The 25,298-nt window shown below is 68.2% G+C and carries 20 protein-coding genes and 1 pseudogene; 4 read left to right on the top strand and 17 right to left on the bottom strand.

Annotated features, from left to right (window positions below):
- Positions 1-3: 3 nt before the first annotated feature.
- Positions 4-1,407: an N-acetylglucosamine/diacetylchitobiose ABC transporter substrate-binding protein gene (gene ngcE / locus V9G04_02795; GenBank protein ID MEI2712232.1), complete on the bottom strand. Its 1,404-nt coding sequence runs from the start codon at positions 1,405-1,407 to the stop codon at positions 4-6.
- A gap of 94 nt (positions 1,408-1,501) precedes the next feature.
- Positions 1,502-2,431 carry a BadF/BadG/BcrA/BcrD ATPase family protein gene (locus V9G04_02790; GenBank protein MEI2712231.1) on the bottom strand — a complete coding sequence of 310 codons (930 nt, stop codon included), beginning with the start codon at positions 2,429-2,431 and terminating at the stop codon, positions 1,502-1,504.
- Between the two features lie 38 nt (positions 2,432-2,469).
- On the opposite strand from V9G04_02790, the gene V9G04_02785 reads away from it, so the two are divergent.
- Positions 2,470-3,225 carry an SIS domain-containing protein gene (locus V9G04_02785; protein ID MEI2712230.1) on the top strand — a complete coding sequence of 252 codons (756 nt, stop codon included), beginning with the start codon at positions 2,470-2,472 and terminating at the stop codon, positions 3,223-3,225.
- A gap of 76 nt (positions 3,226-3,301) precedes the next feature.
- Here V9G04_02785 and V9G04_02780 read toward each other — a convergent pair whose 3' ends face one another.
- From V9G04_02780 to truA, 3 genes are read right to left on the bottom strand one after another with little or no spacing between them, the layout of a single operon-like run.
- Positions 3,302-4,639 carry an FAD-dependent oxidoreductase gene (locus V9G04_02780; protein ID MEI2712229.1) on the bottom strand — a complete coding sequence of 446 codons (1,338 nt, stop codon included), beginning with the start codon at positions 4,637-4,639 and terminating at the stop codon, positions 3,302-3,304.
- A gap of 34 nt (positions 4,640-4,673) precedes the next feature.
- Positions 4,674-5,270 carry a methyltransferase gene (locus V9G04_02775; protein MEI2712228.1) on the bottom strand — a complete coding sequence of 199 codons (597 nt, stop codon included), beginning with the start codon at positions 5,268-5,270 and terminating at the stop codon, positions 4,674-4,676.
- Positions 5,267-6,085, bottom strand: coding sequence for a tRNA pseudouridine(38-40) synthase TruA (gene truA / locus V9G04_02770; GenBank protein MEI2712227.1), 819 nt, complete (start codon positions 6,083-6,085; stop codon positions 5,267-5,269). Before truA ends, V9G04_02775 begins: the two co-directional genes overlap by 4 nt.
- Before the next feature lie 39 nt (positions 6,086-6,124).
- On the opposite strand from truA, the gene V9G04_02765 reads away from it, so the two are divergent.
- The 3 genes from V9G04_02765 to V9G04_02755 all read left to right on the top strand — a co-directional run bounded on the left by V9G04_02765 (position 6,125) and on the right by V9G04_02755 (position 9,035).
- Positions 6,125-7,780: an FAD-dependent oxidoreductase gene (locus V9G04_02765; GenBank protein ID MEI2712226.1), complete on the top strand. Its 1,656-nt coding sequence runs from the start codon at positions 6,125-6,127 to the stop codon at positions 7,778-7,780.
- Between the two features lie 20 nt (positions 7,781-7,800).
- Positions 7,801-8,274: a VOC family protein gene (locus V9G04_02760; GenBank protein ID MEI2712225.1), complete on the top strand. Its 474-nt coding sequence runs from the start codon at positions 7,801-7,803 to the stop codon at positions 8,272-8,274.
- 89 nt (positions 8,275-8,363) lie between these two features.
- Positions 8,364-9,035, top strand: a complete 672-nt coding sequence (locus V9G04_02755) for a hypothetical protein (protein MEI2712224.1) — start codon at positions 8,364-8,366, stop codon at positions 9,033-9,035.
- On the opposite strand, the gene V9G04_02750 is transcribed toward V9G04_02755, so the two are convergent.
- From V9G04_02750 to V9G04_02695, 12 genes and pseudogenes are all read right to left on the bottom strand, one after another.
- On the bottom strand, positions 8,983-9,888 hold the full coding sequence (locus tag V9G04_02750; protein MEI2712223.1) for a carbohydrate kinase: 906 nt from the start codon (positions 9,886-9,888) through the stop codon (positions 8,983-8,985). The genes V9G04_02755 and V9G04_02750 overlap by 53 nt on opposite strands.
- Positions 9,889-10,331: 443 nt before the next feature.
- Positions 10,332-10,685 (bottom strand): annotated as a pseudogene (rplQ, locus tag V9G04_02745) (50S ribosomal protein L17).
- A gap of 55 nt (positions 10,686-10,740) precedes the next feature.
- Entirely contained in the window at positions 10,741-11,766 is a 1,026-nt protein-coding gene (locus V9G04_02740) for a DNA-directed RNA polymerase subunit alpha (protein ID MEI2712222.1), read from the bottom strand.
- A gap of 107 nt (positions 11,767-11,873) precedes the next feature.
- On the bottom strand, positions 11,874-12,482 hold the full coding sequence (gene rpsD, locus V9G04_02735; GenBank protein MEI2712221.1) for a 30S ribosomal protein S4: 609 nt from the start codon (positions 12,480-12,482) through the stop codon (positions 11,874-11,876).
- A gap of 87 nt (positions 12,483-12,569) precedes the next feature.
- Positions 12,570-12,977, bottom strand: coding sequence for a 30S ribosomal protein S11 (gene rpsK / locus V9G04_02730; GenBank protein MEI2712220.1), 408 nt, complete (start codon positions 12,975-12,977; stop codon positions 12,570-12,572).
- A 107-nt stretch (positions 12,978-13,084) separates the two neighbouring features.
- The gene (gene rpsM, locus V9G04_02725) at positions 13,085-13,459 is read right to left on the bottom strand and encodes a 30S ribosomal protein S13 (protein MEI2712219.1); all 375 of its coding nucleotides are present in this window, start codon (positions 13,457-13,459) and stop codon (positions 13,085-13,087) included.
- Positions 13,460-13,807: 348 nt separating this feature from the next.
- Positions 13,808-13,921 carry a 50S ribosomal protein L36 gene (gene rpmJ, locus V9G04_02720; protein MEI2712218.1) on the bottom strand — a complete coding sequence of 38 codons (114 nt, stop codon included), beginning with the start codon at positions 13,919-13,921 and terminating at the stop codon, positions 13,808-13,810.
- A gap of 24 nt (positions 13,922-13,945) precedes the next feature.
- A complete protein-coding gene (gene infA, locus V9G04_02715; GenBank protein MEI2712217.1) occupies positions 13,946-14,167 on the bottom strand; it encodes a translation initiation factor IF-1 in 222 nt (73 codons plus the stop codon).
- A 278-nt stretch (positions 14,168-14,445) separates the two neighbouring features.
- Entirely contained in the window at positions 14,446-16,725 is a 2,280-nt protein-coding gene (locus V9G04_02710) for a transglutaminase-like domain-containing protein (GenBank protein ID MEI2712216.1), read from the bottom strand.
- Complete coding sequence (locus tag V9G04_02705) at positions 16,722-17,912, bottom strand: DUF58 domain-containing protein (GenBank protein MEI2712215.1); 1,191 nt, start codon at positions 17,910-17,912, stop codon at positions 16,722-16,724. Before V9G04_02705 ends, V9G04_02710 begins: the two co-directional genes overlap by 4 nt.
- Positions 17,913-17,937: 25 nt before the next feature.
- Positions 17,938-18,906 (bottom strand): MoxR family ATPase, encoded by a 969-nt coding sequence (locus V9G04_02700; GenBank protein MEI2712214.1) that lies wholly within the window; start codon positions 18,904-18,906, stop codon positions 17,938-17,940.
- A 46-nt stretch (positions 18,907-18,952) separates the two neighbouring features.
- Complete coding sequence (locus tag V9G04_02695; GenBank protein ID MEI2712213.1) at positions 18,953-25,078, bottom strand: Ig-like domain-containing protein; 6,126 nt, start codon at positions 25,076-25,078, stop codon at positions 18,953-18,955.
- Positions 25,079-25,298: the final 220 nt, after the last annotated feature.

Here is a 25,298-nt window from a genome sequence, read left to right as displayed (position 1 = left end):
CGATCAGGCCGAGCGGGTGCGCTTGACCGTGGCCGGGTCGCTGGCCGTCTCGTCCGCGGCCTTCTGGGCCCGCTTGCAGAACTCGTCGGCGTCGATGCGACCCGCGGCGAGTTCGGCGACGGCCGAACCGATCTTGGGCTCCATCGGGGAGTACCACTTGTTGTAGTAGTAGTTCCAGTTCTGGTCGCCGCCCGCGTCGATCAGTGCGATGGCCGACGTGGCGCCCGGCGTCAGGTCCACGCCCTCGGTGGCGCCGTTGACCACGGTCGGAGCAGCGGTGAGCTTGGTGAACTCGGCCGCGCCCTCCTTCGACAGCATCTGGCGCATGAACTCCAGTCCGCCGGGCACGTTGGCAGCCTTTGCCGGCACGATGAACGCCTCGGCGGCCTCCACGCGACCGGTCTCGAACGGCAGCTTGGCGCCGTCGAGGAGCGGAGTCGGAGCCAGCGTGGTCTCGAAGCCCTCAGGCGCGACCTCCTTCTGCTCGTTCTCCAACCAGGAGCCACAGGGGATGAAGGCGGCCTTGTGCTCGTTCCACGCGGTCTGGGACTGGATGTGGTCCAGGCCCTCGGTGCCGTCGAGGAAGTAGCCCTTCTCGACCATCTCCGCGATCGCGCCGGCCGCGGCCTTCACGGACTCGTTCTCCCAAGCACCGGGCTCCAGGGAGTCGATGGCGTACGCGACCTCGGGGCCGCCGTGCTTGACGGCCATGTCCCACAGGACCTGCTCGATGTAGTAGGGGTACTTGCCCTGGTAGGCGACCGGCGCCATGCCAGCGCCCTTGATCTCCTCACACAGGGCCATGAAGTCCTCCCACGTCTCCGCGGGGGTCCAGCCCTTCTCGTCGAACAGAGCCTTGTCGTACCACAGGCCGTAGACCTGCAGGGCGTAGTTGAGCACCAGCGGCTTGCCGTCGTACTGACCCGACTCGATCGCCACGGCGTTGAGGGTGTCCTCGACCGTCATGTCGTCGAAGCCGATCGCCGGAGCCGCGAAAAGGTCGGACAGGTCCGAGAGCTGGCCCGTGTCGGCCAGCGTCGAGATCGGCATCGCCTCGGCACCGGCGTTGTCGAGGACGTCGGGCGGGTTGCCGGCGTTGAACAGCGGCTGCATCTGCTGCTTGACGTCGGTGATCGCCTTGTGGGTGATCTTGGCGTCGGGGAAGACCTTGTTGTAGAGCTTCTCGTGGAACTTCGCGTAGTCGTCGCCGTACCCACCGTTGAAGATCACAACGGAAAGCGCGGCTGCCTTGTCGACACCGAACGGGTTGTCGTCGGTCTTCTCCGCCGTGTTCGTCTCTTCGTTCTCGCTGCCCGAGGAGGCACAGGCAGAGAGCCCTGCCACGGCGAGCGCGGCGAGTCCGGCACCTTGGAGCAGTGATCGGCGGGACGGGTGAATGTTGGCCATGATGTGGTGGGGTCCTTCCCTGATGAAGCCGCTGGTTTGACGACCTTTCCACAGCCTAAGATGTTCGAGTATGAGCGAGCAACCCCTAAATCGATCAAATTCGGTCGCGGCTGGCCCGAATTTGCGCGAGCCGCACCGCACCGAGCACCGGATCTGCCGCGATCCCGGTCGTCAGCCCCCGCGCCTGAAGGCGCCGCGTCAAGCCGATGCCGACGTACGACTGCCCGCCCGCGAGGGCGCCCGCCAACACGAGCGGGCCGCGCAGTTCACCTCCGGCAAGCAGATCGGTGGCCAAACCCTCCAGGTGAGCGATCGCGCCGTCGAGGATGGCGGTGGCGTCCCGGTCGCCCGCCTCGTGGGCCTGGGTCACCAGCCGCGCGAGACCGGCCAACGCGACGGGACTGCGCGCGTGGGCTCGGTTGATGATCGAGTGGCGTTCGGTGGCGTCCAACGACGCCATGACCTGGTCGACCAGCGGGCCGCGCACGGCGAGCCCGTCGAGGTGGCGCAGCGCCAGGCGTACGGCCTCTCGCCCCAGCCAGAAACCGGAGCCGTCATCGCCGAGCAGCCAACCGTGGCCCCCCACCGTAGCGACGAGCCGGTGCGCGACGACCCTGCCGGCGACCGAGCCGGTGCCCCCGACCAGCACCCCGCCGTGGGGGTGCTCGGTGCCGGCCGCGAAGGCCACTTCCACGTCACCGCGGACCTCGGGCACGCCGCTGAGACCCGCCTCGCGCCAGGCAGCGTCGTACGGCGCGCGCACCTGAGGATCCGCGAGCGCCCCGCCCCCGGCCATGCCGATCACGCCGACCCGGACACGTACCGGATCGAGCCCCTGCAGCGCCGAGCGCAACGTGGTGGTGAACACGCGAAGCGCTGCCTCCGGGTGCGCGACCGGGTTGCCGCCGACGCCCTCGGCTCGACCGAGGATGCGACCATCGAGGTCGGCGACGGCAATGCGAGTCGACGTTCCTCCGATGTCACCGCCCAGCACCAGCGCGTCGGGCTCTTCGCAAGATTCCATCCGCAACTCCTAGCAACTCCACAAGGAAGGTGTCGAACATGACCACACTCAGCGCCCAGGGCTACCTGGACGTCTTGACCCCGATCATGGCCCAGGTCGCCCAGCAGGCTGACGGTCCGGTCCAGGAGGCCGCCGACCTGATCGCGCGCAGCGTGCTGGCCGACGGCGTACTGCAGACCTTCGGCTCCGGGCACTCCGAGGGCCTGGCGATGGAGCTCGCGGGCCGTGCCGGTGGGCTGGTGCCCAGCAATCGGATCTCGTTGCGCGACGTGGTGGTGCACGGCGGGGAATCCCCCGAGGTGCTCGGGCGTGGCATCTTGGAACGCGACCCGGATATCGCCCAGAGGCTCTATGACCTCGCAGCACCGCGTCCCAGCGACGTCTTCGTGATCGCCTCGAACTCCGGTGTCAACGGATCGATCGTGGAGATGTCCAGGATCGTCAAGGAGCACGGCCACCCGCTGATCGCGATCACCTCGATGCAACACACGAGCGGCGTGGAGTCGCGTCACCCCGACGGCAAGAAGTTGATCGACTATGCCGACGTGGTGCTCGACAACGGCGCGCCCTACGGGGACGCCGTCTTGGAGATGCCCCAGGGCGGTTCGGCCTGCGCGGTCTCGTCGATCACCGCCGCGCTGCTGGCTCAGATGGTGACGGCCGAGGTCGTACGCCGGATTGCCGACGCGGGCACGCGCCCGCCGGTCTACCTCTCGGCCAACGTGCCCGAGGGCGACGAGCACAACCAGGCGTTGGAGGCCAAGTACGAGGGGCGGATCCGCCGGACGGCCTGACCCCAACTGACGTAGTCCAGTGCGAAATGGTCGTGTTGCGGGGTGAATTCACCACCATTTCGCACTGGACTACCCCTCAGAGACGCTCGGCGACCCGGCGCGCGGCGATCTGGAGGATCTCCCAGGCCGTGGCGAACGGTGGGGCGTACGACAGGTCCATCCACGCCAGGTCGTCGACCGTCTCACGGTGCCAGAGCACGGCCGCGGCGGTGTCGATGCGTTTGCCAGCGCCGTGGCCCCCGACGATCTGCACGCCAAGCAGTCGCCGCGAGCCGCGTTCGGCGCGCATCTTGATCGTGATCGGTTCGGCGTCGGGCAGATAGCCGCTCGCGGTCGTGCCCTCGGTGACGACCGCGACGGTGTCGAGGTCGGCCGACTGGGCTTCGCTCAGGCCGGTGCACGAGATCTCGGCGTACGCGCCCTCGTACGCGAACCGGGTGATCGCGGTCCCCAGCGCCCCGTCGAACGTCAGGTCACCCCCGGCGACGCTGTCCCCCAGCGCCCGGCCGTGCTTGTTGGCATGCGTACCTAACGGGAGATAGGCCCATTCGCCGGTGACCCGGTGGCGCACCTCGCTGTTGTCGCCGGCGGCCCACAGGTGCTCGGTGACGCGCCCGTGTCCGTCGGGGCGCAGCGCACCGGAGTCGGCCAGGTCCACCTGCCCGGCAAGCAACTCGGTGTTGGGGCGCACCCCCATGGCGAGAACCACCAGGTCGGCGTCGTGGCTGCCTCGGGTGGTGTCCACGGTGCTCACGCGGCCGTCGACATCGACCAGCCCTCTGACCTCCGCGTTCTCCAGGACCTCCACGCCGGCGTCGCGCAGTCGCTGCGCCACCAACTCGCCCATGTCGGGATCGAGCGCGCTCATCACCCGCGAGCGCGTGATCAGGCTGACCACGTGACCGCGCCGCAGCGCCGTCTCCGCCATCTCGACGCCGATATAGCCGCCCCCCGCGATCACCACCCGCCGGCCCATTCCGGACAGCCGATCGAGCCAGGCCGCGCCGTCGTCGAGCGTCTTGACCGGTGCGACCCCCTCGACCTGATCCACTCGAGCCCAGTCGGGCACGATCGGGTGCGCACCCGTGGTGAAGACGAGGTCGTCGTACGACAGCCGCTCACCGCCTACGGTGACGGTGCGGGCGGCCAGGTCGACCGCGGTCACCTTCGCGCCCAGTCGCAGGTCCAGTCCGGCGTCGCGATGCTCCTGCGCCGTCCGGGCGACCAGGTCGGCTCCGGAGTCGACGTCGCCGGCGATCCAGTACGGGATCCCGCAGGCGGAGTAGGAGGTGTGCTGCGTCTGCTCCAGCACGACGATGTCGACGTCCTGACCACGCGACTTCGCCCGCCGCAACGCCTGGTGCGCTGCGCTCATTCCGGTCGCGTCGGCCCCGATCACCACGATGCGCTGCATCCGACCAGCCTCCCAGGTCGGTCCAGCCGAGCGGTCAGCGCCGCGACTCCAGCACCCGGAAGCCCTTCGCCGACGCCAGCCTGGTGGTCGGCCAGCCCTGCTCGCCGAGCCAACGTTGGAGCGAGTCGGCGCCGAGGTTCTTGCCGACCACCATCACCATCCGTCCCCCTGGCTCCAGCCGGGGCAGCCAGGTCAACAGCAGGTCGTGCAGCGCCGCCTTGCCGATCCGGATCGGCGGGTTGGACCAGATCTCGTCGAAGGACCAGTCGCTGGGCACCTGCGCCGGAAGCGTGGCGACGAAACGACCCGAGAGCCCCAACGCGCGGGCGTTCTCGTTGGCCAGCGCCACCGCGCGTTCGTTGACGTCGACGCCGATCACGTTGGCCAACGGCACCGCCTGTGCGATCGCCAGCCCGATCACGCCATAGCCACAACCCAGATCGAGGAACCGTCCCTGCACCGGAGCCTCGACCTCGCGAAACAGCACGCCGGTCGCATGGTCGAGGTGACCCCGGCTGAAGACGCCCGCGCCGGAGGTCAGCGTCAACTCACGTCCCCACACCTCGCAGCTGAAGGATTCGCGCTCGAAGGGGACGCCGGGATCGGCGGCGAAGTAGTGGTCGTCGCTCATGCATCTCTCCTGGATCGGGCGCGGATTGCTTGGGCCTCGAGTTCGGCATCGACCGGGTAGCCGACCTCCTCCAAGGTCAGGCCGTGCGCCGGGGCCACGGCGACGGCGGAGTCGCGTACGGCTGCCGCCGCGACCTGCGCGGCCCAGCGCACGCCGCGTCGTCCGTCCCCCACCGCGAGCACACATCCCACCAAAGAGCGCACCATGGAGTGACAGAACGCGTCGGCGCGAACGTGTGCCGTGAGGGCGGCGCCGTCGCGTGCCCACCTGAAGTCGAGCAGCGTACGGATCGTCGTCGCCCCCTCGCGGCGCTTGCAGAAGGCCGCGAAGTCGCGAAGCCCGAGCAACTGCGCCGACGCCTCGTTCATCGCGTCCACGTCGAGGGCTTTGGGCCAGGACAGCACGAATCCACGCGTCAGCGGGTCGGGTACGCCATCGGTCACGCGGTAGACATAGCGGCGCCAGGTCGCGCCGAATCTCGCGTCGAATCCGGGGGCGGCGGGCAGGGCGCGGCTCACCCGGACGTCGACCGGCAGCACGCCGTTCAACCGACGGACCAGCGCGTCGTACGGATCTCCGAGTGCCCGGCCCGCCGACTCCTCGACGACTCCGCTGGGCACGTCCACGTGGACGACCTGTCCCCGCGCGTGCACGCCCGTGTCCGTACGACCTGCCACCACCGCGGCAAGTTCGGGCACCCGCAGCACCGTCGACAACGCCGCCTCGAACTCACCCTGGACCGTACGCAGACCCGGCTGCGCCGCCCAGCCATGGAAGCCGGTCCCGTCGTAGGCGAGGTCGATCCGCATCCGCACGCGCCCACCCTAGAGCCGGGCCTCCCTAGAGTGAGCGCCATGGCCGCCAACCCCGCGATCGTCTTGATCAGCGCCGACCACGCCGATGTCCTTGAGGCACAGTTCGCCCGCTATGCGCGCGAGTACGACGTCCGGGTCTGCCGCAGTGCCGCCGAGGCGTACCGGTGTGCGTACGAACTCGGCCAAGCGGACGTGCCGGTCGCGTTGTTCGTCACCGAGACCGTGCTGCCCGACGCTGCGGTGTTGGAGGCGATCGGCAAGATGCGCAGATACCTCCCGACCGCCAAGCGCGTCGTGTTGTCGCCGTGGTCGAGGTTCCGCGAGGAAGGCCCGGCGTTTCGTCCGGGCCAGGCAGCCGGCGATTTCGACGCGTTCTTGTTGTTGCCTCGTGGAGTGCGCGACGAGGAGTTCCACTCCGCGATCGTCGAGTTGCTCAACGACTGGGGAGCGACGGTGGCCGCGCCCGTCGTCGATTCGATGAAGATCATCTCGCCCACGCGTGACGGGTTGGCGTACGCCCTCAAGGAATTCGCTGACCGCGTCGGCGCGCCCTGCCAGATCCACCATCCCGACAGCGACGTGGGACGCGAAGTGGTGGCGCGCTTCACCGGACCCGCCGACCACTGGCCGGTCGTGGACGCGTTCGGACTCGAAGCCACCCACATCACCTCGGTACGCGACATCTCCACCCGCCTCTACGGCCGCCCCGACGACATCGACGTCACCGAGGTCGTCGACCTGTGCGTGGTCGGCGCGGGACCGGCCGGTCTGGCCGCGAGCGTGTACGGCTCCTCGGAGGGGTTGTCGACGGTGACCATCGAGAGTGACGTGATCGGCGGTCAGGCCGGGACGAGTTCGATGATCCGCAACTATCTCGGATTCCCACGTGGCATCTCCGGGATGCGACTGGCCCAGCGCGCGCGGACGCAGGCCTTGCGCTTCGGCACGCGCTTCTTCACCGGCTGGCCGGTGGAATCGCTATCGGTAGGACGTGACGGTGAGCCGCACGTCGTACGCACGGACGGTGGCGACGTGCGCGCCCGTGCCGTCGTGATCGCGACCGGTGTCGCCTACCGGCGCCTCGACATTGCCGAGCTGGAGGAGCTTGTCGGGCGCGGGGTGCACTACGGCGCGGCGATGGCGGCGGCCCGGGAGATGCAGGGGGCGGATGTGATCGTGGTCGGCGGCGGCAACTCCGCCGGCCAGGCCGCCGTCCACCTGGCCCGGTTCGCCAGATCGGTGACGATCCTCGTACGCCGCCCCGACCTCACCGCCACGATGAGTGCGTACCTGATCCACGAGATCGAGTTCAGCCCGAGGATCCAGGTTGTGGGCGACTCCCACATCGTGAACGGCGGCGGCGAGGCGGCGTTGGAGTGGGTCGAGATCGAGAACCTGCACACTCGCGAGCGCGTCCGGCGAGACGTCCGCGGGCTCTTCCTGCTGCTCGGCGCCGAACCCCGCTGCGACTGGCTGTCACCCGAAGTCGCCCGCGACGAGCGTGGTTTCGTGCTCACCGGGCGTGACGTGCCCCAGCGGGCCTGGTCCGACGGAATACCGCCCGCCGATCTGGCCACCACGGTGCCGGGGATCTTCGCGGCCGGGGACATCCGCGCGGGGTCGATGAAACGCGTCGCCGCTGCCAGCGGCGAGGGGGCGAGCGTGGTGTCGCTGGTCCACACCTACCTGGGTTGAGTTGGCGGTACGGTTCACCGGTGTCCACCATCACCGCCGTGACCGGCCTGGCCACGTGCCTGTGGTTCGACGACCAGGCCCGCCACGCCGCCGAGTTCTACACCTCGTTGCTGCCCGATTCGCTGATCACCGGGTCGTCACCCGGCGGTCCCGACGGGGAGCCACTCGTCGTGGAGTTCACGTTGGCCGGAGTGCCGTACACCGGCCTCAACGGCGGGCCGCACTTCACCCTCAACGAAGCCGTCTCGCTCCAGGTGACCCTGCCCGATCAGGCAACCGCCGACCTGCTCTGGGACACGCTGGTCGCCGAAGGCGAGGAGAGCCAGTGCGGCTGGCTCAAGGACAAGTACGGACTGTCGTGGCAGGTCATCCCCGACGGTCTCGTGGAGGCATTGTCAGGGGGAACACCCGAGGAGAACCAGCGCGCGACCCAGGCGATGCTCGGGATGCGTCGCCTCGATCTGGCCGCTATCCAGGCCGCGCGCAATGCGTGAGTGAGAAGCCCTCCGGCTCAGCGCGCGCGAGCCGACCGCCCTGGTGAACTACCTGTCCCCGATGCTCACCGAGGGCAACAATCCGCGACATGACCGTTTCCCATGGCGCGGCTGGGCTCGACACCCGGCGTACGGCCGACCCGCCGAGCGAGACCCTGATCTCCGCTGCGGTCCTAGGCGGCGCGTTCCTCATCTCGATCGTGGTCAACGCCATCACCTCGTGGGCCCTGTCCATCGTCGGCGGGTGGTTCACTGCCGCGGTCGTGTTGTCAACCCTGCTCTATTTCGGGTTGGCGGCCCTGATCGTGGGCTGGCGTGCACGCACGGCACAGCGGCGTTCGTACGCCCTGCTGGCCGTCGCCGCCGCTGCGACGGCCAGCCTCATCCCCTCACTGATCTGGGGTACGGGCTATTCCTTCGAGGTATATGACCGTTTCCGGATTGCCTTCGCAGTGCTGGGGATCATCTCCACGTTGGGCGTTGTGCTGGCGTGGGGACTGGCGCGTCGCCACGGACGGGTGTGGCCAGTGGGCTTGGTCACCGGATTCGTGATCTTGGCCGGCTACTTCGCCTGGTTCCCGACCCTTGTGGGCAACGTGCCGACCTGGCTGCTGGGGCTGATCTCGATGATTTTGGGCTTCGCCCAACCGGTCTTCATCGGCGCCTTGTGCTGGGGCCTGGACGTGCTCACCACCAAACCGACACCGGCTATGCCAGGTCAGCCCTTCGCGGCGGGTCAGCCCCCGGCCTGGACACCGTGATCGCGGCGCAGCGCGCCGCCCAGTGCAACGGATCGACCCACTCCTGCGCGGTCAGCTCGGCCAAGGCGTCTCGTCGGGCCGCGCCGAGCAGGTCACGCTGCCATAGTGCGTCGATGAGTCCGGCGCCGAACGTGTCGCCTGCGCCGATGGTGTCCGCCACCGAGGTCGGCACCGCAGGCGCGGTCTCCTCCTGTCCACCGGCGACGAAACGAACCCCCTGGGGACCTCGCGTCGCGATCACCGCCGCGGGGCCGAGTTCGGACAACGCCCACAACGACTCCGACATGGAACGCTCCGGCCACAGCGCCTCGAAGTCCTCGTCGGAGGCCTTCACCACATCCGCGATGGACACGAGTCGCTCGACGCGTTCGATCACCTCGGGGCCGGTTCCGGTGATGCTCGGTCGCGCATTGATGTCGTACGAGATGCTCGCGCGGGCGGCGAAGCGCTCCAACACCTCCAGCACGGTATCCGCCCCCGGCTCCAGGACGGCTCCGATCGAACTCGTATGAATCACCAGCGGGACGTCCTCACCAGGATCCGCCGGACGCCAGTCGAGGTCGAAGACATACTCCGCCGAGCCGTCGGGCTGGATGCTGGCGATTGCCGAAGACGTACGCCCGATCGTGTGCGGGTCGACGGCCAGCCGCACCCGTGAATCGGACAACTGCGCCGCGATGAGTGCGCCGTAGTCGTCCTCGGCGAAACAGGTGGCGAAGCGTACGTCTCGCTCCAGGCGGGCCAGTGCGACGGCGACATTGGCCGCCGAACCTCCCGCGTACGCGACCTCGGGCTCACCTTCGCGGCGCACCACGTCGACCAGGGCCTCGCCGATCACCAACGCATGCGTCATGGGCAATTCGTACCGCATGAAATGCCAAGTGGCCCGCCCCCCATCGGGGACGGGCCACTTGTCGCTAGATCAGATCACTCGCCGGCGCGGGTGAAGCCAGCGGCCTCGGCGGACTCGACGGAGTCGAACCACACCTCGGCGACCGTCTGGTCGAACCACTGGCCGTCGGGCTCGTGGAACTTCATCGAGTCTTCGTTGCCCTTGATCGGGAAGCCCTCGGGAGCCTCGTCGGCGTTCTCCAGCGGCGCGTGCGATCCGGCGTACTTGCCGGACACGCCACCCTCGGTCTCCGCGCCGACCTCGGCGTCACCGTCGCCCGCGACCTCGGCGAAGGTCGCGATGTCCGCGTCCTCGGCCTTGGCCTCGACCGGGTCGGTGGCGTCAGGTGCAGCCGCAACCGGCTCGGCCTTCTTCTTCGACGCCGACGGCTTGGGGTCGTAGGCCTCCGTCACCAACTCGATGACCGCCATGGGGGCGTTGTCGCCCTTGCGCGGACCGAGCTTGGTGATGCGGGTGTAGCCGCCGGGCCGCTGCGCCATCTGCGGGGCGATCTCGGTGAACAGCACGTGCACGACCGACTTGTCGCGGATGGTCTTGAGGACCTCGCGACGGTTGTGCAGGTCACCCTTCTTGGCCTTGGTGATCAGCTTCTCCGCGACCGGGCGCAGGAACCGCGCCCGAGCCTCGGTGGTGGTGATCCGGCCGTGCTCGAAGAGCTGGGTGGCCAGGTTCGCGACCATCAGGCGCTGGTGCGCGGGGCTGCCGCCGAGGCGGGGACCCTTCTTGGGGGTAGGCATGATGTTTCTCGTTTCTCCCCGGCCGTGTCAGGTACCGGAGTAGAGGGTTGGGGATTTAGAGCTGCTCGTCCTCGATGTAGGCCTCGTCGCCGTAGTCGTCATCGTCGCCGTACGCCGCGAGCGCAGCGTGCGGGTCGAAGCCGGGGGCGCTGTCCTTCAGGGACAGACCCATCTCGACGAGCTTGGCCTTGACCTCGTCGATCGACTTCGCACCGAAGTTGCGGATGTCGAGGAGGTCCTGCTCCGAGCGACCGATGAGCTCACCCACGGTGTGGATGCCCTCGCGCTTGAGGCAGTTGTAGGAACGCACGGTGAGCTGCAGGTCCTCGACCGGCAGTGCCAGGTCGGCAGCAAGCTGCTCGTCGACGGGCGACGGGCCGATGTCGATGCCTTCGGCCTCGACGTTGAGCTCACGGGCAAGACCGAAGAGCTCGACCAGCGTCTTGCCGGCCGACGCGATCGCGTCGCGGGGACGGATCGAGGGCTTGGTCTCGACGTCGATGACGAGCTTGTCGAAGTCCGTACGCTGCTCGACACGGGTGGCCTCGACCTTGTAGGTGACCTTCAGCACGGGGCTGTAGATCGAGTCGACCGGCATTCGGCCGATCTCGTTGTCGGCACCCTTGTTCTGCACCGCAGACACGTAGCCGCGGCCACGCTCGACGACCAGCTCCATCTCGAGCTTGCCGTTGTCGGACAAGGTCGCGATCTTGAGGTCGGGGTTGTGCACCTCGACACCGGCCGGCGGCGCGATGTCGGCGGCGGTCACGTCACCGGCACCCTGCTTGCGCAGGTACATGGTGACGGGCTCGTCGTGCTCGGAGGAGACGACCAGGCCCTTGAGGTTGAGGATGATCTCGGTGACGTCTTCCTTGACGCCCTCGATGGTCGAGAACTCGTGCAGGACGGTGTCGACCTTGATGCTGGTGACCGAGGCACCGGGGATCGAGGAGAGGAGCGTACGGCGAAGCGAGTTGCCGAGGGTGTAGCCGAAGCCGGGCTCCAGAGGCTCGATGACGAACCGCGAGCGGAACTCGTCGACGGTCTCCTCCGACAGGGTGGGGCGCTGTGCGATAAGCACTGATTTCTTCCTTTCCGGGCTCGACCGCTATTTGACGGGCCCGAATCTGCGAGGTTGGCGGAGATGGAGTTTGGGAGGGCTCCCCGGAGGGCCGGGGAGCCACCGGATCACTTCTTGGAGTAGAACTCCACGATCAACTGCTCCTGGATGGGCATCTCGATCTGGTCGCGAGTCGGCACCTGGTGCACCAGGATGCGCATCCGGTTGGGGTGCGCCTCCATCCACGCCGGAACGATGCGCTCACCGTGGGTCTCACGAGCCACGATGAACGGGGTCATCTCCAGCGACTTCTCGCGCACGTCGATGATGTCGTACTGCGTGACCTGGAACGACGGCACGTTGACCTTGCGGCCGTTGACCAGGAAGTGACCGTGCGTGACGAGCTGGCGGGCGTGGCGACGCGTACGCGCGAAGCCGGCACGGTAGACGACGTTGTCCAGACGGCACTCGAGCAGCTGGAGCAGGTTGTCACCGGTCTTGCCCTGACGGCGGCTCGCCTCGGTGTAGTAGTTGTGGAACTGGCGCTCCAGAATGCCGTAGGTGTAGCGGGCCTTCTGCTTCTCACGAAGCTGGAGCAGGTATTCGCTCTCCTTGATCCGACCGCGGCCGTGCTGGCCGGGAGGGTAGGGGCGCTTGTCGAATGCGGCGTCGCCGCCGACCAGGTCGACGCCGAGACGACGCGACTTCTTGGTCAAGGGACCGGTGTAACGGGCCATTGTTCTAGTTCTCCTTCAAGTCCTGGATGAGAGGGCGTACGCCCGGTGGTTGAGGAGCCTGCAAAGCAGGCGTCTCGAAACCACCGGTCACACACGCCTCCGCTTCGGGGGCCGGCAGCCGTTGTGCGGCGTGGGGGTCACGTCCTGGATGGTGCCGACCTCAAGGCCGATCGCACCCAGCGAACGGATCGCCGTCTCGCGGCCCGAGCCCGGACCCTTGACGAAGACGTCGATCTTCTTCATGCCGTGATCCATCGCCCGGCGTCCGGCGGCCTCGGCAGCCATCTGCGCGGCGAACGGGGTGGACTTGCGGGAGCCCTTGAAGCCGACGGTGCCGGCGGACGCCCACGAGATCACCGCACCGGTCGGGTCGGTGATCGTGACGATGGTGTTGTTGAAGGTGCTCTTGATGTGGGCTTCGCCCTGAGCGATGTTCTTCTTCTCCTTGCGGCGGACCTTGGTCTTTGCCGCAGCCTGTCGGCTCTTGGGAGGCATGTATTACTCCTGAGGTTCTGGTCTGGAAGCTTCGTACGAGAGGACTCGCGACGACTCCGATGGCAACGAGGGCGCCCGCTGGCGGGCTCCTCAACCAGCGGAATCGGTCACTTGGCCTTCTTCTTGCCGGCAACCGTGCGCTTGGGACCCTTGCGGGTGCGGGCGTTGGTCTTGGTGCGCTGACCGCGGACCGGAAGGCCCATGCGGTGGCGGCGACCCTGGTAGCTGCCGATCTCGATCTTGCGGCGGATGTCCGCCTGGACCTCACGACGGAGGTCACCTTCGATCTTGTACTCGGCTTCGATCGCGTCGCGGAGCTTGACCAGCTCCTCGTCACCCAGCTGGTGCACACGGAGGTCCGGGCTGACGCCGGTGGTCTCCAGGAGCTTCTGGGCGGTGGTACGGCCAATGCCGTAGATGTAGGTGAGTGCGACCTCGATGCGCTTGTCGCGCGGCAGGTCCACACCAACGAGGCGAGCCATGTGGTGGCCTTTCTTGAATCTGCGGTGGTTTCGGTCGTGTCGCGTCTTCGCCTGCCTGGGCGAAGCTCCGGCCAACGCTCCGGAGGTGGCTTCGGTCCGTACGGGCGTACGGCCTAGCGATCACGATGTGTGGTGTTATTCAGTTGGTCGGGCCGTCTTGTCCGTTGCGGGATTTCCGACGCGCCCGTTCCGGCCTCGCATGCTCGGCCGGAGGGCGTGCTCAATCTGCGGCTGACACGCCCCGCGCTCTTCGAGCGCGGCGCTTCAGCCTTGCCGTTCTTGAATTGTCAGGGCTTTGCGGGGCTCGCCCTACGGCAGCGACTTCGTCGCTACCTCCGGGCTCACTCCTCAGCCCTGACGCTGCTTGTGGCGCGGGTTCTCGCAGATCACCATGACACGACCGTGGCGACGAATCACCTTGCACTTGTCGCACATGGGCTTGACGGAGGGGTTGACCTTCATGACGGAGGCCTTTCTGGTGGCTGGTTACTTGTACCGGTAGACGATGCGACCCCGCGTGAGGTCGTACGGAGAAAGTTCCACCACCACGCGGTCCTCGGGGAGGATCCGGATGTAGTGCTGGCGCATCTTGCCGCTGATGTGGGCGAGCACCTTGTGTCCGTTCGAGAGTTCGACTCGGAACATGGCGTTGGGGAGGGCCTCCACGACGGTGCCCTCGATCTCGATCACGCCTTCTTTCTTCGGCATGTCCTCCGCAATCTGTGAGATGACCATTTGTTTCTTGACGATCAACGTCTGCCGACCCGGGAACCTCCACGCGTGCGTGGTGGACCTCGTGCAACTGTCCGGGCACCTCAATCCCAGGCGCACGACGAACCAACTAGGACGCTGGTCAGCGTGAGATCCGGGCAGCCGCGAGGCACCGCGAAATGCAGCCCACGTTGGGCCGACCGATGAAGTCTAGTAGGGGGCCGAGACTTTCCCCAATTCCCGGGGACCGCGGCCGAACACCCCACCACCCCGGGTCAACGCCGGAACAGAGTACGCGGGTCCACGACCGCGCGCCAGCGTCGCAGCCGTGATGCTCCCTCGGAGAGCGCGCGGCGTTCGGCGGCCACCTCGGCCCAGTACGCCGTCACCGCATCGGAGTCGGGAGCCGTCGGCGCGAACACCACGAGATCCGTACGCCGGGCCAACGCCGACGCACCCCCCGACGGCAACAGCGCCGCCTGTTCGCTACGGGTGACGCCGCGGGTGGGTACGGCCACGCCCAGGTCGCGGGCATGGTCGGTCAACTCCCGCCAGCCACTGACGATCCGCGACGAGGTCGCACCAGCCGTACGACGACGGCGCCGACGCAGTACTTTGAGCCCGACGATCATCGCCAACAGCAGCGCGATGCCGAGCAGCGGGCCACCCGCGTACAGCAGGATCGCGCGCAGCCACGAAGGCATCGTGGCGATCGCCTTCTTCTTCTCCGCCTGCTTGATGACGCGAGGGGTGATCTCGGTGTCGGTCTGCTCCCCCATCGTGGAGGGCGGGGGCACCTGCGCGGGGGGCGGGATGACCACGCCGGACTGTTGCTGCTTCTTCTTGGTCTGTTCGTCAGCCGGTTTCTGGCGCGACATGTAGGTCTCGGTCGACAGCGTGCGCCAGGATCCGTCGGCGACCCGAAGTTCCACCCAGGCGGTCACGTCCGCACCCTTGACCTGGCCGCCTTCGGGCACCACGGCGCCCAGCACGACGCGAGCCGGCACGCCGACACTGTTGGCCAGCAGTGCCATCGCCGCGGAGTACTGCTCGGCGTTGCCGACGATCTGAGTCGCGTTGAGGAAGCCGCGCCCCAGCCGCTCGACGTAGTGACCGGGCGTGTAGATGACCTCGCGGCCCGCCACTCCGTCGGAGTACTTGCCCTGGCTGTGCAGTTTGTTGGCGATCTGGAAGACCCGCTGCATCGGTGGCGCCGCGGGATCGGACAGCTTGTCAGCGGCCTCGACCAGCCACGGCTGGTCCATCCCGGCACTGCTCAGCACGGCCGACGGCTGCTCCTTCTCGGTCACGTCGTCGGCCGGGATCACGGACGTGAAGGTGTACGCGTCGCCCGGACGCAAGCCCGTGGGCATCACGCCGCCGGCGGCCTCGAGGTTGTAGCGGAACTCCTGGGAGTGCAGGTCCGCCTGGGTCTCGAAGTCGATGTCTTGCAAGTTGCCGGCCAACGGCAACCAGACGCCCTTGTACGCCTCGCCCAGCACCACCTTCGCCTCGATCTCCTCGCCGTCGGTGTCGTTGTCGAGACTGGGACCGACACGTTGATAGGTGTCGTTGTCGACTCCGGGGAGCGCCTGATTGGAGGCACCCCACACGACGCCGTCGTAGTTGTCGAGCACCGCGAAGCGCAGTCGTCGTCCCGCCGGCATTCCCTGCACCGTGAGGAGTTCGCGGTCGTACACGTTGCTCTTGGGTGGGTTGCTCGGGTACTTGACGTAGGTCCGGAAGCCGGCCAACGGCGACGGGTACTGCCCGACGTCGAAGGGGGGTTCGACGTACGTCCTGAGCACGACCCGGCCCTTGTCGTCGCCCCCGGTGGCCCAGGTGGCCACCGGGCTGGCGGCGCCTGCGGCCAGCGCCAAGATCGCGCCACCGGCGGCAAGCCTGCTCAGACGACCCGCGCCACCACGCACCTGGGTCTGGGTGCGGTGCGAGCGCAGGATCAGCCACCCCAACGCCGCAGCCGCCGTCAACCCACCAGACAGCATCAGATGGTGGGGCTGGCGCAGGCCGAGCAGGATCACGGCGGCGAGCAGAAGCAGCGGCGCGAAGACCGGAAGCACGACGCGCAGCCAGGCGGGCCCGGCCTGCACTCGCGCACCCAACGTGCCCAACAACCCGGTCGACAGTCCGAGGACGAAGGGCAGAACCAGCAACGGCCCGCGTCCGTCGATCGGCGGCAGCGTCGTCAGCAGGTCCTTCCAGCCGAAGACCACCTGATCGGTCAAGGCGCTCCACGCTCCAGGACCGGGCAGCACGTAGCCCTCGGCACGCAGGCACAACACCGGCCCGAGCAGGAAGAACGCCACGATCGCCCCCGCCACAGCGGCCACGCCGGGGAGCCGGGACACGTGCGTGAGATGAGCGATCACCATCGCCAGCAGGAGGCCGGCCATCCCGACCACGAGGAAACTCCATCCCGGGTAGGTCGAGCCGAGGCCGAGCAAGGCCGTGGCGGAGCCCACGACCAGGAAGGCGGCGTCCCACCATTGGTCGCGCGTCGGCAGCACCGACCGCTCGGCACGTCGGCGGCTCATCGCACACTCCATCGCAACAAGGCGCCCAGGTCTTCCTTGACGGCAAGTCGCAGCACCTGCAGTCCACCGGACTCGATGCCGCGGCTGGTCTCCCCGGGCGTCACCATCAGCGCCACCTTGCGCACCTCGGGCGGGAAGGTCACGCCTGCGCGTTCGAAGGTCTCGAACGTTGTCTCGGCGCCTCCGACGAGAAACAGCAGGCTCGTGTCGGGAGCCAGCACGGCGGCCCGCCGAGCAGCGCCGACCAGGCCTATTCCGGCGCCGTCAGCACCCAACTCGGCCCGGCACACCGCGTCGAGGGCGCGATTGCCGTCAGCCCCGGTGGCGGCGTGCGTACCGCAGACGAAGGAGGTCTCGAACTCGTCGAGTACGGCACGTACCGCCAACGAAGCGGCGACCGACATCGCGATCTCGAAGTCGTTCTCGTCGCCCCACGAGGCCTCAGAGTCATCCACCACCACCGTGGCATGGCTGCGGCGGGTGTCGAGGTATTGGCGCACGAGCAGTTGACTCTCCCCTGCCGCTGCCATCACCTTGGCCGAGGAGCGCCAGTGGATGTGTCGCAGGTCGTCACCGGGCACGTACTCGCGCAGCGCGTGGAAGGCGAGATCACTTTGCGACACCGCATCGGTCGAGACGCCTTCGAGGTCGCGCAGCAGTCCGGCGCCCAACGAATCCAGCGGCACCAGCGGTGGGCGTACGAGCACCTCGCGCTGGTCGGTCCAGGTGACGTCGCGGGAGAACAGGCCCACCGGGTCACCGCGCCTGGTGGTCGCGGGACCTACGGGGATCACGCCACGACGCTCGGTGCGGATCGTGAATGCCTCCTCGTGGTGCGCGCCGGCAGGCAGGCTGGGCAGCCCGTAGCGGTGCGACGCGGTGCCGACCGGCAGGTCGAGCAGCGTCGGCAGCATGCGGCGAGACGACACGTTCGCCACGTCGACGCCTGCTGCCACGGACTCGCCTGCGACCACGCGCTCGGGCTCCAACACCAACCGGACAGCCACCTTGGTGCTGCCGATCAGGAAGGGGATCGCGAAGGCCAGGAGCAGTCCGCAGGCGACCGCCAAGATTGCCAACTCACGCCAGTGCAGCAGCCACGCGGCCAGCCCGGCGCACCCCCCCAGGACCGCGACGGCCCAACCCAAGGGGTTGATCAGCGCGATGAGGCTGCGGATTCTGGTCATGGTCGAGTGCCTAGCAGGGTCGCGGTCAGTGGACGCGGTCGGTCGGTGGGGCCACGGAGTCGAGCAGGTTCGCGATCACGCCGTCGACGGTGACACCGCTGAACTGGGCCTCGGCATCCAGCAGCAGGCGGTGGCACAGCACCGGCTCGGCCAGTTGCTTGATGTCGTCGGGCACGACCATCTGGCGCCCGTCCGCCGCCGCCCACGTCTTGGCTACGCGGATGAAGGCCAGGCAGCCGCGCGGCGACAGTCCCAACTTCACGTGGGGTTGCCGACGAGACTCCTCGGCGATCTCGGCGACGTAGCCGACGACGGCCGGGTCGACGTACACGTCATCGGCCAACTCGCTCATCTGCGCGATCGTCTCCGCGGTGATCACCGGCGCGACGAGGCCGGCGCGGTCACGCACGCGGGCGTTGTCGAGGAGCTCGACCGTTGCGGCGCGGTCTGGGTAGCCGACAGAGGTCTTCATCAGGAACCGGTCGAGTTGCGCCTCGGGGAGCCGATAGGTCCCGGCCTGCTCGATGGGGTTCTGCGTCGCGATCACCATGAAGGGACGGCCGACCGAATGCCGGGTGCCCTCCACGGTCACGTGACCCTCCTCCATCACTTCGAGCAGGGCGCTCTGGGTCTTGGGCGAGGCGCGGTTGATCTCATCGGCCAAGACGATGGTGTGGAAGATCGGCCCCGGGTGGAACTCGAAGGTCCCCTTGTGCTGGTCGTAGACGGTCACGCCGGTCACGTCTGAGGGGAGCAGGTCCGGGGTGAACTGGATCCGGGCGTTGCTGCCCTGGACCGTATTGGCCAGCGCGCGCGCCAGCATCGTCTTGCCGGTGCCAGGGACGTCCTCGAGGAGGATATGACCCTCCGAGAGCAGACAGGTCAGCGCGAGGCGTACGACGTGCCGCTTGCCAAGCACGGCCTTGGCCATGTTGTCGGTGAGGGCGTCGAAGGTCTGCTTGAACCAGTCGGCCTGTTCGGTGGAGAGTGCCATGTCGGGTGCTTTCTAGGAGGGCGTGGGAAGGCTGCGTAGGGTCCGGCTACCCGGGCCAGGTGAGGGTGTTGGAGGTCGCGACCACCGGATCGCCCGCCGCATCCCTGCCGAAGTCACACCGGGCATAGATCTGGCCGCCGACCGTCGCGTAGTAGGCACCCGAGTCGGCGTTGCCGCTGCCGGCGTCCACGTCGAAGCCCATCTGGTAGCCGGCCTGGTCGTGCAGACTGCAACGAACCCCACTGGGGAAGTTGGACCACACGACCCGGATCTTGGCGCAGGAGTCCTCTGTGCAGCCGTTCGGATAGAAGCTGCACGGGTTGGTGGTGCCGTCCTTGCAGGCTGTGCCCTTCGAGATCGCGATTGTCGGGGCCGGTGGCTTGGCTGTCAGCACCGAGGTGCGGCCCATCTGCACCGGGCCACGACCCGTCGAGGGATCCTCCAGATACACCACGATGTCCTCGGTCGCGGAGAACCCGATCTCGACCGCACTCGTGGTGAAGACCTGCTGCCCCGGCGTGGTGGCGACGAACGGGCCCTCGACGGTGCCGTTCTCGCGGCGTACGCGCAACTGGGCAGGATCGCCGTTGGAGTCGATGTTGATCGTCCACTGGATCTTGTTGCCATCGATCACCGCACTGTTGACGGCGATGAAGTGGCGCTCCTGCAAAGGCCCGAAGGTCTGCACGTTCTTGGGTGCCGACGTCTGGTTGCACAGGCCATGGTCGTTGCATGCGCGCAGCGCCACCGCGTGCGGCCCGGCGTTGTCGGGCACGGTGATCACCTCGCGGCCGTTGGTCGCGAGCGCATCTCGCGACAATCGCTCCACCCCATCCACCAGGACCGAGATGGTGCCACCGGACGCGTGCAGGTTCGGCACGCTGAAACGCAACACCGCCTGGTTGTCGACGCCGGTCGGAGACACACTCCAGGAGGGATCGAAGGGTGCCGGCGAGGTGACCGCCTTCCAGGTCGCGGGAGTGCCGTAGCGGGGCAACTCGTATCCGGGCACGTAGGCACCGATGCGGAAGGAGTGATCGCTGCCGTCGTAGACGACGTTGGTGATCACGCACTCGGTGCCCAAGATGTCGGTGCAGTGACCCACCGGGCGTTCGTTGTGCAGCACCCGGTAGTAGATGTCTCCCTCACCATTCGGCGGCACCGCGTCCCACCGAATCCGCAGCGTCGCCTGCTCACCGCCCGCGTCCTCGGGCAGCACAGCCGGCGGCGCAGGGGGCTTCGTCGGCCCCTGGGACTGGAACGTGCCCTCACGTACGGGACCCAGCCCGACCGAGTTCCTGGCATAGACCCGCACCTTGTAGCGACGGTTGTTGTTGAGCCCGTTGAGCAGCACGCCCGGGTCGGTGACGGACTTCTCCCGGCCGTCCCAGCGGACCAGGTAGCCGTCGACCGAGGTGTCGTCCTTGGGCCGCGACCAACTGAGCACGATGACCCCGTCGTCGGCCTTGCGCTGCTGGAGGGCGCCGACCTGGCCCGGACGGGCGTCCGGACGCACTGAGTTGGACCAGCCGCTCCAAGGCGAGGTCCCCGCAGCGCTGAGTGCACGCACCCGGAAGCGGTACGCCTGCCCGTTCTGCAGGCCGTCGATCTCGCACGAGGTGGTCCGGCACGGTCGCACGCGCATCCCGGAAGGCTGGACCTCATAGCCACTCACGGGCGAGCCGTTGGCGACGGCCGCGCGCCACGACACCGTGGCGGTCTGGCTCACCTTGCCCACGGACGCGACCGGAGCCGAGGGAGCTTCGGGCGCACCGAGCACGTTGACCACGATCAGACCCTGCGCCTGGCGACGCGGCCTGGTCTGCGCGCGCGGCACGTCACTCATCCGGACCAGGAACTCCGCACGCCCGTTCGCGCCCTGCCCCATCCGGATCGTGACCTCGGTCCCGCTGGACGAGATGTCGGCGTCGAGTCTGGTGCGCTGAGTGGTCTCGAGAATGGTCGGTTCGGGATCGGTGACACCGGGAGTGAAATATTGCGCCAGGTCGAGGGTCCTGGACTCGCCCGGCTCCATGTCGTCGATCGTCGCCGTGGTCAGGGTAGGCTGTGGGGCATCGTCGCGGCCTCGCACGACGAAGCGGATGAGGCCGGGCGCCGACCCGTCTGCGCGTACGGCCAGCACGCCCTCGGCGCCGTCACGAGCATCCGGCGCTGCCTGAACACTTACCTGCGAACCATCCTGGGACGCGATCGACAGACCTTCGGCCTGACTGCGCCAGTTCGCCTCGAAAGCGGGAACCTGCCCTGCTGCCTCATCGGCCAGCCAGACATGGCAGCGGGCGGCGATCTGGACGTCCAACGTGTCGCCTGCGTCGATCCGGATCGGCTCTTGGGGGCAGTTGAGGATAGGGCGGGTCTTGCCGACCTGGACGGGGATGCTCAAGGTGGCTTCGGCCTGCTGCTCGCCCTTGGCCGGTTCCTTCGACGAGACGACCTCCACGATCGCCACGCCCGGGCCCGGCTGCTTGGCAGCGATGACCTCCAGGGAGGTGCGGTTCGTCGCGCGTGCCGCAAGGGAACCCGGCGCCGCGCTCACGGCGCCCGTCCTGGTCAGCCTCACCCTGCCGCCCGCCGGGTCGACGATCAGGTCTTCGAGCGGAACGGTCCGTCGCGTCCCCGGGTCGAGCGTGATCTGGGCACCCTCACGAAGGTAAGGCGCGTTGTGCGCCTTGGCGGGCACGAAGATGGAGGCGGTCGCGGCGCCACCGTCGGCATCGACGATGCGGAAGGGAACGACCTGGGGGAACTCCCGGCGCGTCACCGTGACCTCGGCACCCTCGACGGTCGGCGCGCTCTCGGTGGGACCGAAGACCTCGACCGAGAGGTCGGCCTTCGCGCCGTCCGGGTCGTACGCCGTCTTCAGCACGTCGACGCTGACGGCATCGCCGTCCCTGCTGCTGCCGAATGCGTCGAAGGCGACGGGCGGGTTGTTGTGCCCCTTGACCGTGCGCACCGTGAGGGTGGCCGGTGACTCGTCGATGCCGTTGGTGAGTCGATAACGCACCTGGATGTTCTTGCCGCCGTCGGCTGGAGCGTCCACCAGGATGGGACCGAGAGGGCCGTCGAGTTCCACTCCGTCGGGGACGGGCTCGATGAGCTCCACGGTGGCGTAGTCACCACTGGCGATCAGGTCGTTGGCCATCACGTCGGCGCGGACTTGTCGATCGGGCGCCGCAACCACCGTGTCGTTGACCGCCAGGGGAGGTTGCGGGATCCCGGCCGGGACGACGGCGACGCGCGCGACGCCCTCGGCGATCGCACCGTTGGCGTCGATCACCGAATAGCCGAACTCGTCGGTGCCGCCCTGATCGGGGAACGCCCGGTATTCGATCGAGTTGGCGCCGATCCGCACGATCCGACCGAACTTCGGCGCGGACGCGATGCCGGTCATCGTGACACCGTCGCCGTCGGGGTCGACATCGGCACCTGGGAGTCGCAGCTTCACGGTGTCACCCGACACGACCCGGCCCTCAAGGGTCGGCGGCTGCGGTTGCTGATTGCGCGCCTTGGTCGGCACGACGTCGACGGTGATGGTGCCGGGCGCCGTCAGCCCCTCGGAATTGGTCGCGACGTAGTGGATCTGGAAGGACTGCGGTTCGGTGGCCACGGGAGCGACGTAGCGCACCAGACGCCCCGAGACGTACGCGAAGCCTCGCTCGGCATCCTTCCCGCCACCCGTGACGCGCAATTCTCCCGCCGACTTGCCACCGGCATCGCTCACCAGGCTCAACTGCTCGCCGGACAGACTGAAGTCGTTGTCCAGCGCGGCCACGCTGATGCCGGATCCCGCCCGCACCTTGGCGCGGTCGTTCGTGGTCACCGGGGTGTTGTCCGCCACCGCATCGCGCTGGATGACGGTGACTTCGCCCTCGACCGGGCGGCTGGTGCCGTTGGTCATCCGGTAGCGCACCACCTGCACCTGGGGCTCCATCACCGCCTGTCGAGGTCGGATGCTGATCCAGCGTCCCTGGATCACGGCGAGGTCGAGTTGGTTCTCGGTCTCGGCCGAGGCACTCGTGGTGACCAGCACGGCACCGCGCAGATCCACGTCGTTGGCCAGCACGTCGACCATCGTGGGCGCAGTGCCGAAGACCGTCGCCTGGTCCGGCATCGCTACCGGGGGGACGTCCCCCTTGGGCTCCACCACATCGACACGGATCTGGCCCTCGGAGTTCTTCGCAGAGCCGAACGCGGCGGCATAGGACAAGAAGAAGGTCTTGGCGACGCGCGACCGTACGGTGATCGTGCCCTCGGCCAGGTCCGTCTTGACCTCCAGGCCACCCTTGGCCGCCACCTTCCCCGCAAGTTCGAGTACGGCGTCGGGGGCCAGGGGGTCGGCACCGGGCAGGTCATTGCCCAGCGGGCGGATCACGATCGGCTGCCCGACCTCGCCCGCCACGATGTCGGGCTCGGCGACGGCGGGGATCGAGTCGGTCGCGGTCGGCGACTGCACCGCGAAGGTCAACTCGCTCTGCACCGGGCGACCGAACCCGTCCGACACGTCGTACTTGACCGTCACCGACCCGCCCTCGGCGGGCGCGGTGAATCGGATCCGGCCGTCGCCGGTCGTACGCGCCATCGCACCCGATCGCTCCCCGCCTACGGCCGTCGCGCCGGCCAGCGTCACCAGGTCGCTGTCGGCCGGGTCGCGCCAGTCACCCAACACGGGGACGTCGATGGTGCCGCTGGCCGGCACCGTCCACTGGCGCGGCTTGTAGCCCGTACGCAATTCGGGGTCCTCGTTGCTGCCACGCCCGCGCGCGGCGACCGAGACCGTGGCTTGGGCGACCATGTCCTTGCGGCCGTCGTCGATGACGTAGGTGAAGTTCGTGGTGCCGGTGGCGCCGGCGGGCAGCAGAATCTGGACGGTCTGGCGATCGGGACCGATCGAGATCTCGCCCGGGCCCGTCTTGGCGTTGATGCCGCGGATGGCCAGGATCCGGCCCTCCCCTGCGGTGTCGTTGTCGAGGGGGTGCTGCACGCTGAGGCGCCCTGGGCGCGCGCCCATCTCGTCGGGGTTGGCACGCGGAGGCTGCTCCTCGCCCTCTCGGTTCTTGGTGTTGTCGTCCTTGTCCTCGTCCTTGGAGTCGTCCGCGCGCAGGGCATCCCAGTTGTCGAGGCGGCGCAGCACGATGTCGTCGATGTTCCACACCGCGCCACTGGCGCGGTCGTTGAGCAGGATCTCGCCGCGGTTCACGCGGAACACGAGGTCGCTGGCGTCATCGGCGATCGACTCGCGTTGCGGTTCGTCGGAGCCGCAGGCGCCGACGACCTCACCCTGGCCACCCGACCAGGCGCCGAACACGCACGCCCCCAGGCGTACGGGCTGGGTGGCGTCCCCGGAGAATCCCTCCGCGACCCCGGTCATGTCGCCGGTGTCCAGATCGACCTCGAGAAGTTCGCCGCCGCTGCTGACGAGCACGGTGTCCGCGGACGGACCGGGTTGTTGCAGTACGGCGGACTCGTCGAGCGTCGCGGCACCACCACCGAGGACGTTGAGCTGACCGGTCTCACCATTGAGGAACACGAGGCGTTTGCCGACGGAGGTCATGGTCGTCAAAGCCCCGACGTCGAAGCCGGCCTCGGCCTTGCTGGGCTTGGCGAACCCGGTCATCGCGCCGGTCGCCGGAGTGAGTCGGGTCACCTGGTCGTTGTCAGCCGACACGGCCACGACCTCACCCGCGCTGGTGATCGTCATAGCGGCGCCCTTGCCGACCTTGATCGGCTCGGCGCCCTCGGCCACGGAACTGACGAGCGGCTTCCCGGCGGCGGTGTCCACGCGTACGGCTCGCAATTCGCCGCTGTTCGGCACCAGGGTGGCCAGCGTGCCGCCGGCCATCAAGATGTCGGCCCCTGCGGGCAGCGCGCCCTCCCCGCCCTCGGCCGCCCGTACGGTGGTCGGGTCGAAGGCGATCAACTGCGCCGAGGTGCGATCGATCCCGACGACCGCGGCTCCCTGCTGGACGACGTCGAGATCCTGGTCGGGCTCGGTGAACCAGAATCCGTCGACCTGGTCCACGGGCTTGTTGAAGCGTCCGAAGACTCCGTCGGCGTTGCCGGTGACCCAGATGCCGCCGTCGTTGAGTCGCGTCTTGTGCGACTCGTAGCCGTCGGCCGAGATCGCGTACCCCGCGACCACACCGACCGCCAACAGAGTCGCAGCGTAGGAAGCGATCGCGACACGGTGGCGCTGTATGAATCCACCCTGACGCATGCTCTCCCCGAAACTTGTGGCTGGCGACACGACAACTGCCGCGCCCGTCTTAGTTAATACCGTGAGTTGACACCGCGCCCGAGCGGAGGCCTTGGCTCGCGCGCGAACCTGCCCCGAGACGAGCGTGACGAAACCTTGACCTCCGACGAGAATGTCA

Source organism: Nocardioides sp. (assembly GCA_037045645.1).
Lineage (GTDB): Bacteria > Actinomycetota > Actinomycetes > Propionibacteriales > Nocardioidaceae > Nocardioides.
Note: the sequence above shows the minus strand (reverse complement) of the source record. Positions and strands in the feature narration are given on the sequence as shown.

Coding starts and splice junctions, on each gene's coding strand:
- ngcE (MEI2712232.1), bottom strand. CDS start 1,407: ATGGCCAACATTCACCCGTCCCGCCGATCACTGCTCCAAGGTGCCGGA.
- V9G04_02790 (MEI2712231.1), bottom strand. CDS start 2,431: ATGGAATCTTGCGAAGAGCCCGACGCGCTGGTGCTGGGCGGTGACATC.
- V9G04_02785 (MEI2712230.1), top strand. CDS start 2,470: ATGACCACACTCAGCGCCCAGGGCTACCTGGACGTCTTGACCCCGATC.
- V9G04_02780 (MEI2712229.1), bottom strand. CDS start 4,639: ATGCAGCGCATCGTGGTGATCGGGGCCGACGCGACCGGAATGAGCGCA.
- V9G04_02775 (MEI2712228.1), bottom strand. CDS start 5,270: ATGAGCGACGACCACTACTTCGCCGCCGATCCCGGCGTCCCCTTCGAG.
- V9G04_02765 (MEI2712226.1), top strand. CDS start 6,125: ATGGCCGCCAACCCCGCGATCGTCTTGATCAGCGCCGACCACGCCGAT.
- V9G04_02755 (MEI2712224.1), top strand. CDS start 8,364: ATGACCGTTTCCCATGGCGCGGCTGGGCTCGACACCCGGCGTACGGCC.
- V9G04_02750 (MEI2712223.1), bottom strand. CDS start 9,888: ATGACGCATGCGTTGGTGATCGGCGAGGCCCTGGTCGACGTGGTGCGC.
- rpsD (MEI2712221.1), bottom strand. CDS start 12,482: ATGGCCCGTTACACCGGTCCCTTGACCAAGAAGTCGCGTCGTCTCGGC.
- rpsK (MEI2712220.1), bottom strand. CDS start 12,977: ATGCCTCCCAAGAGCCGACAGGCTGCGGCAAAGACCAAGGTCCGCCGC.
- rpsM (MEI2712219.1), bottom strand. CDS start 13,459: ATGGCTCGCCTCGTTGGTGTGGACCTGCCGCGCGACAAGCGCATCGAG.
- rpmJ (MEI2712218.1), bottom strand. CDS start 13,921: ATGAAGGTCAACCCCTCCGTCAAGCCCATGTGCGACAAGTGCAAGGTG.
- infA (MEI2712217.1), bottom strand. CDS start 14,167: ATGCCGAAGAAAGAAGGCGTGATCGAGATCGAGGGCACCGTCGTGGAG.
- V9G04_02710 (MEI2712216.1), bottom strand. CDS start 16,725: ATGAGCCGCCGACGTGCCGAGCGGTCGGTGCTGCCGACGCGCGACCAA.
- V9G04_02705 (MEI2712215.1), bottom strand. CDS start 17,912: ATGACCAGAATCCGCAGCCTCATCGCGCTGATCAACCCCTTGGGTTGG.
- V9G04_02700 (MEI2712214.1), bottom strand. CDS start 18,906: ATGGCACTCTCCACCGAACAGGCCGACTGGTTCAAGCAGACCTTCGAC.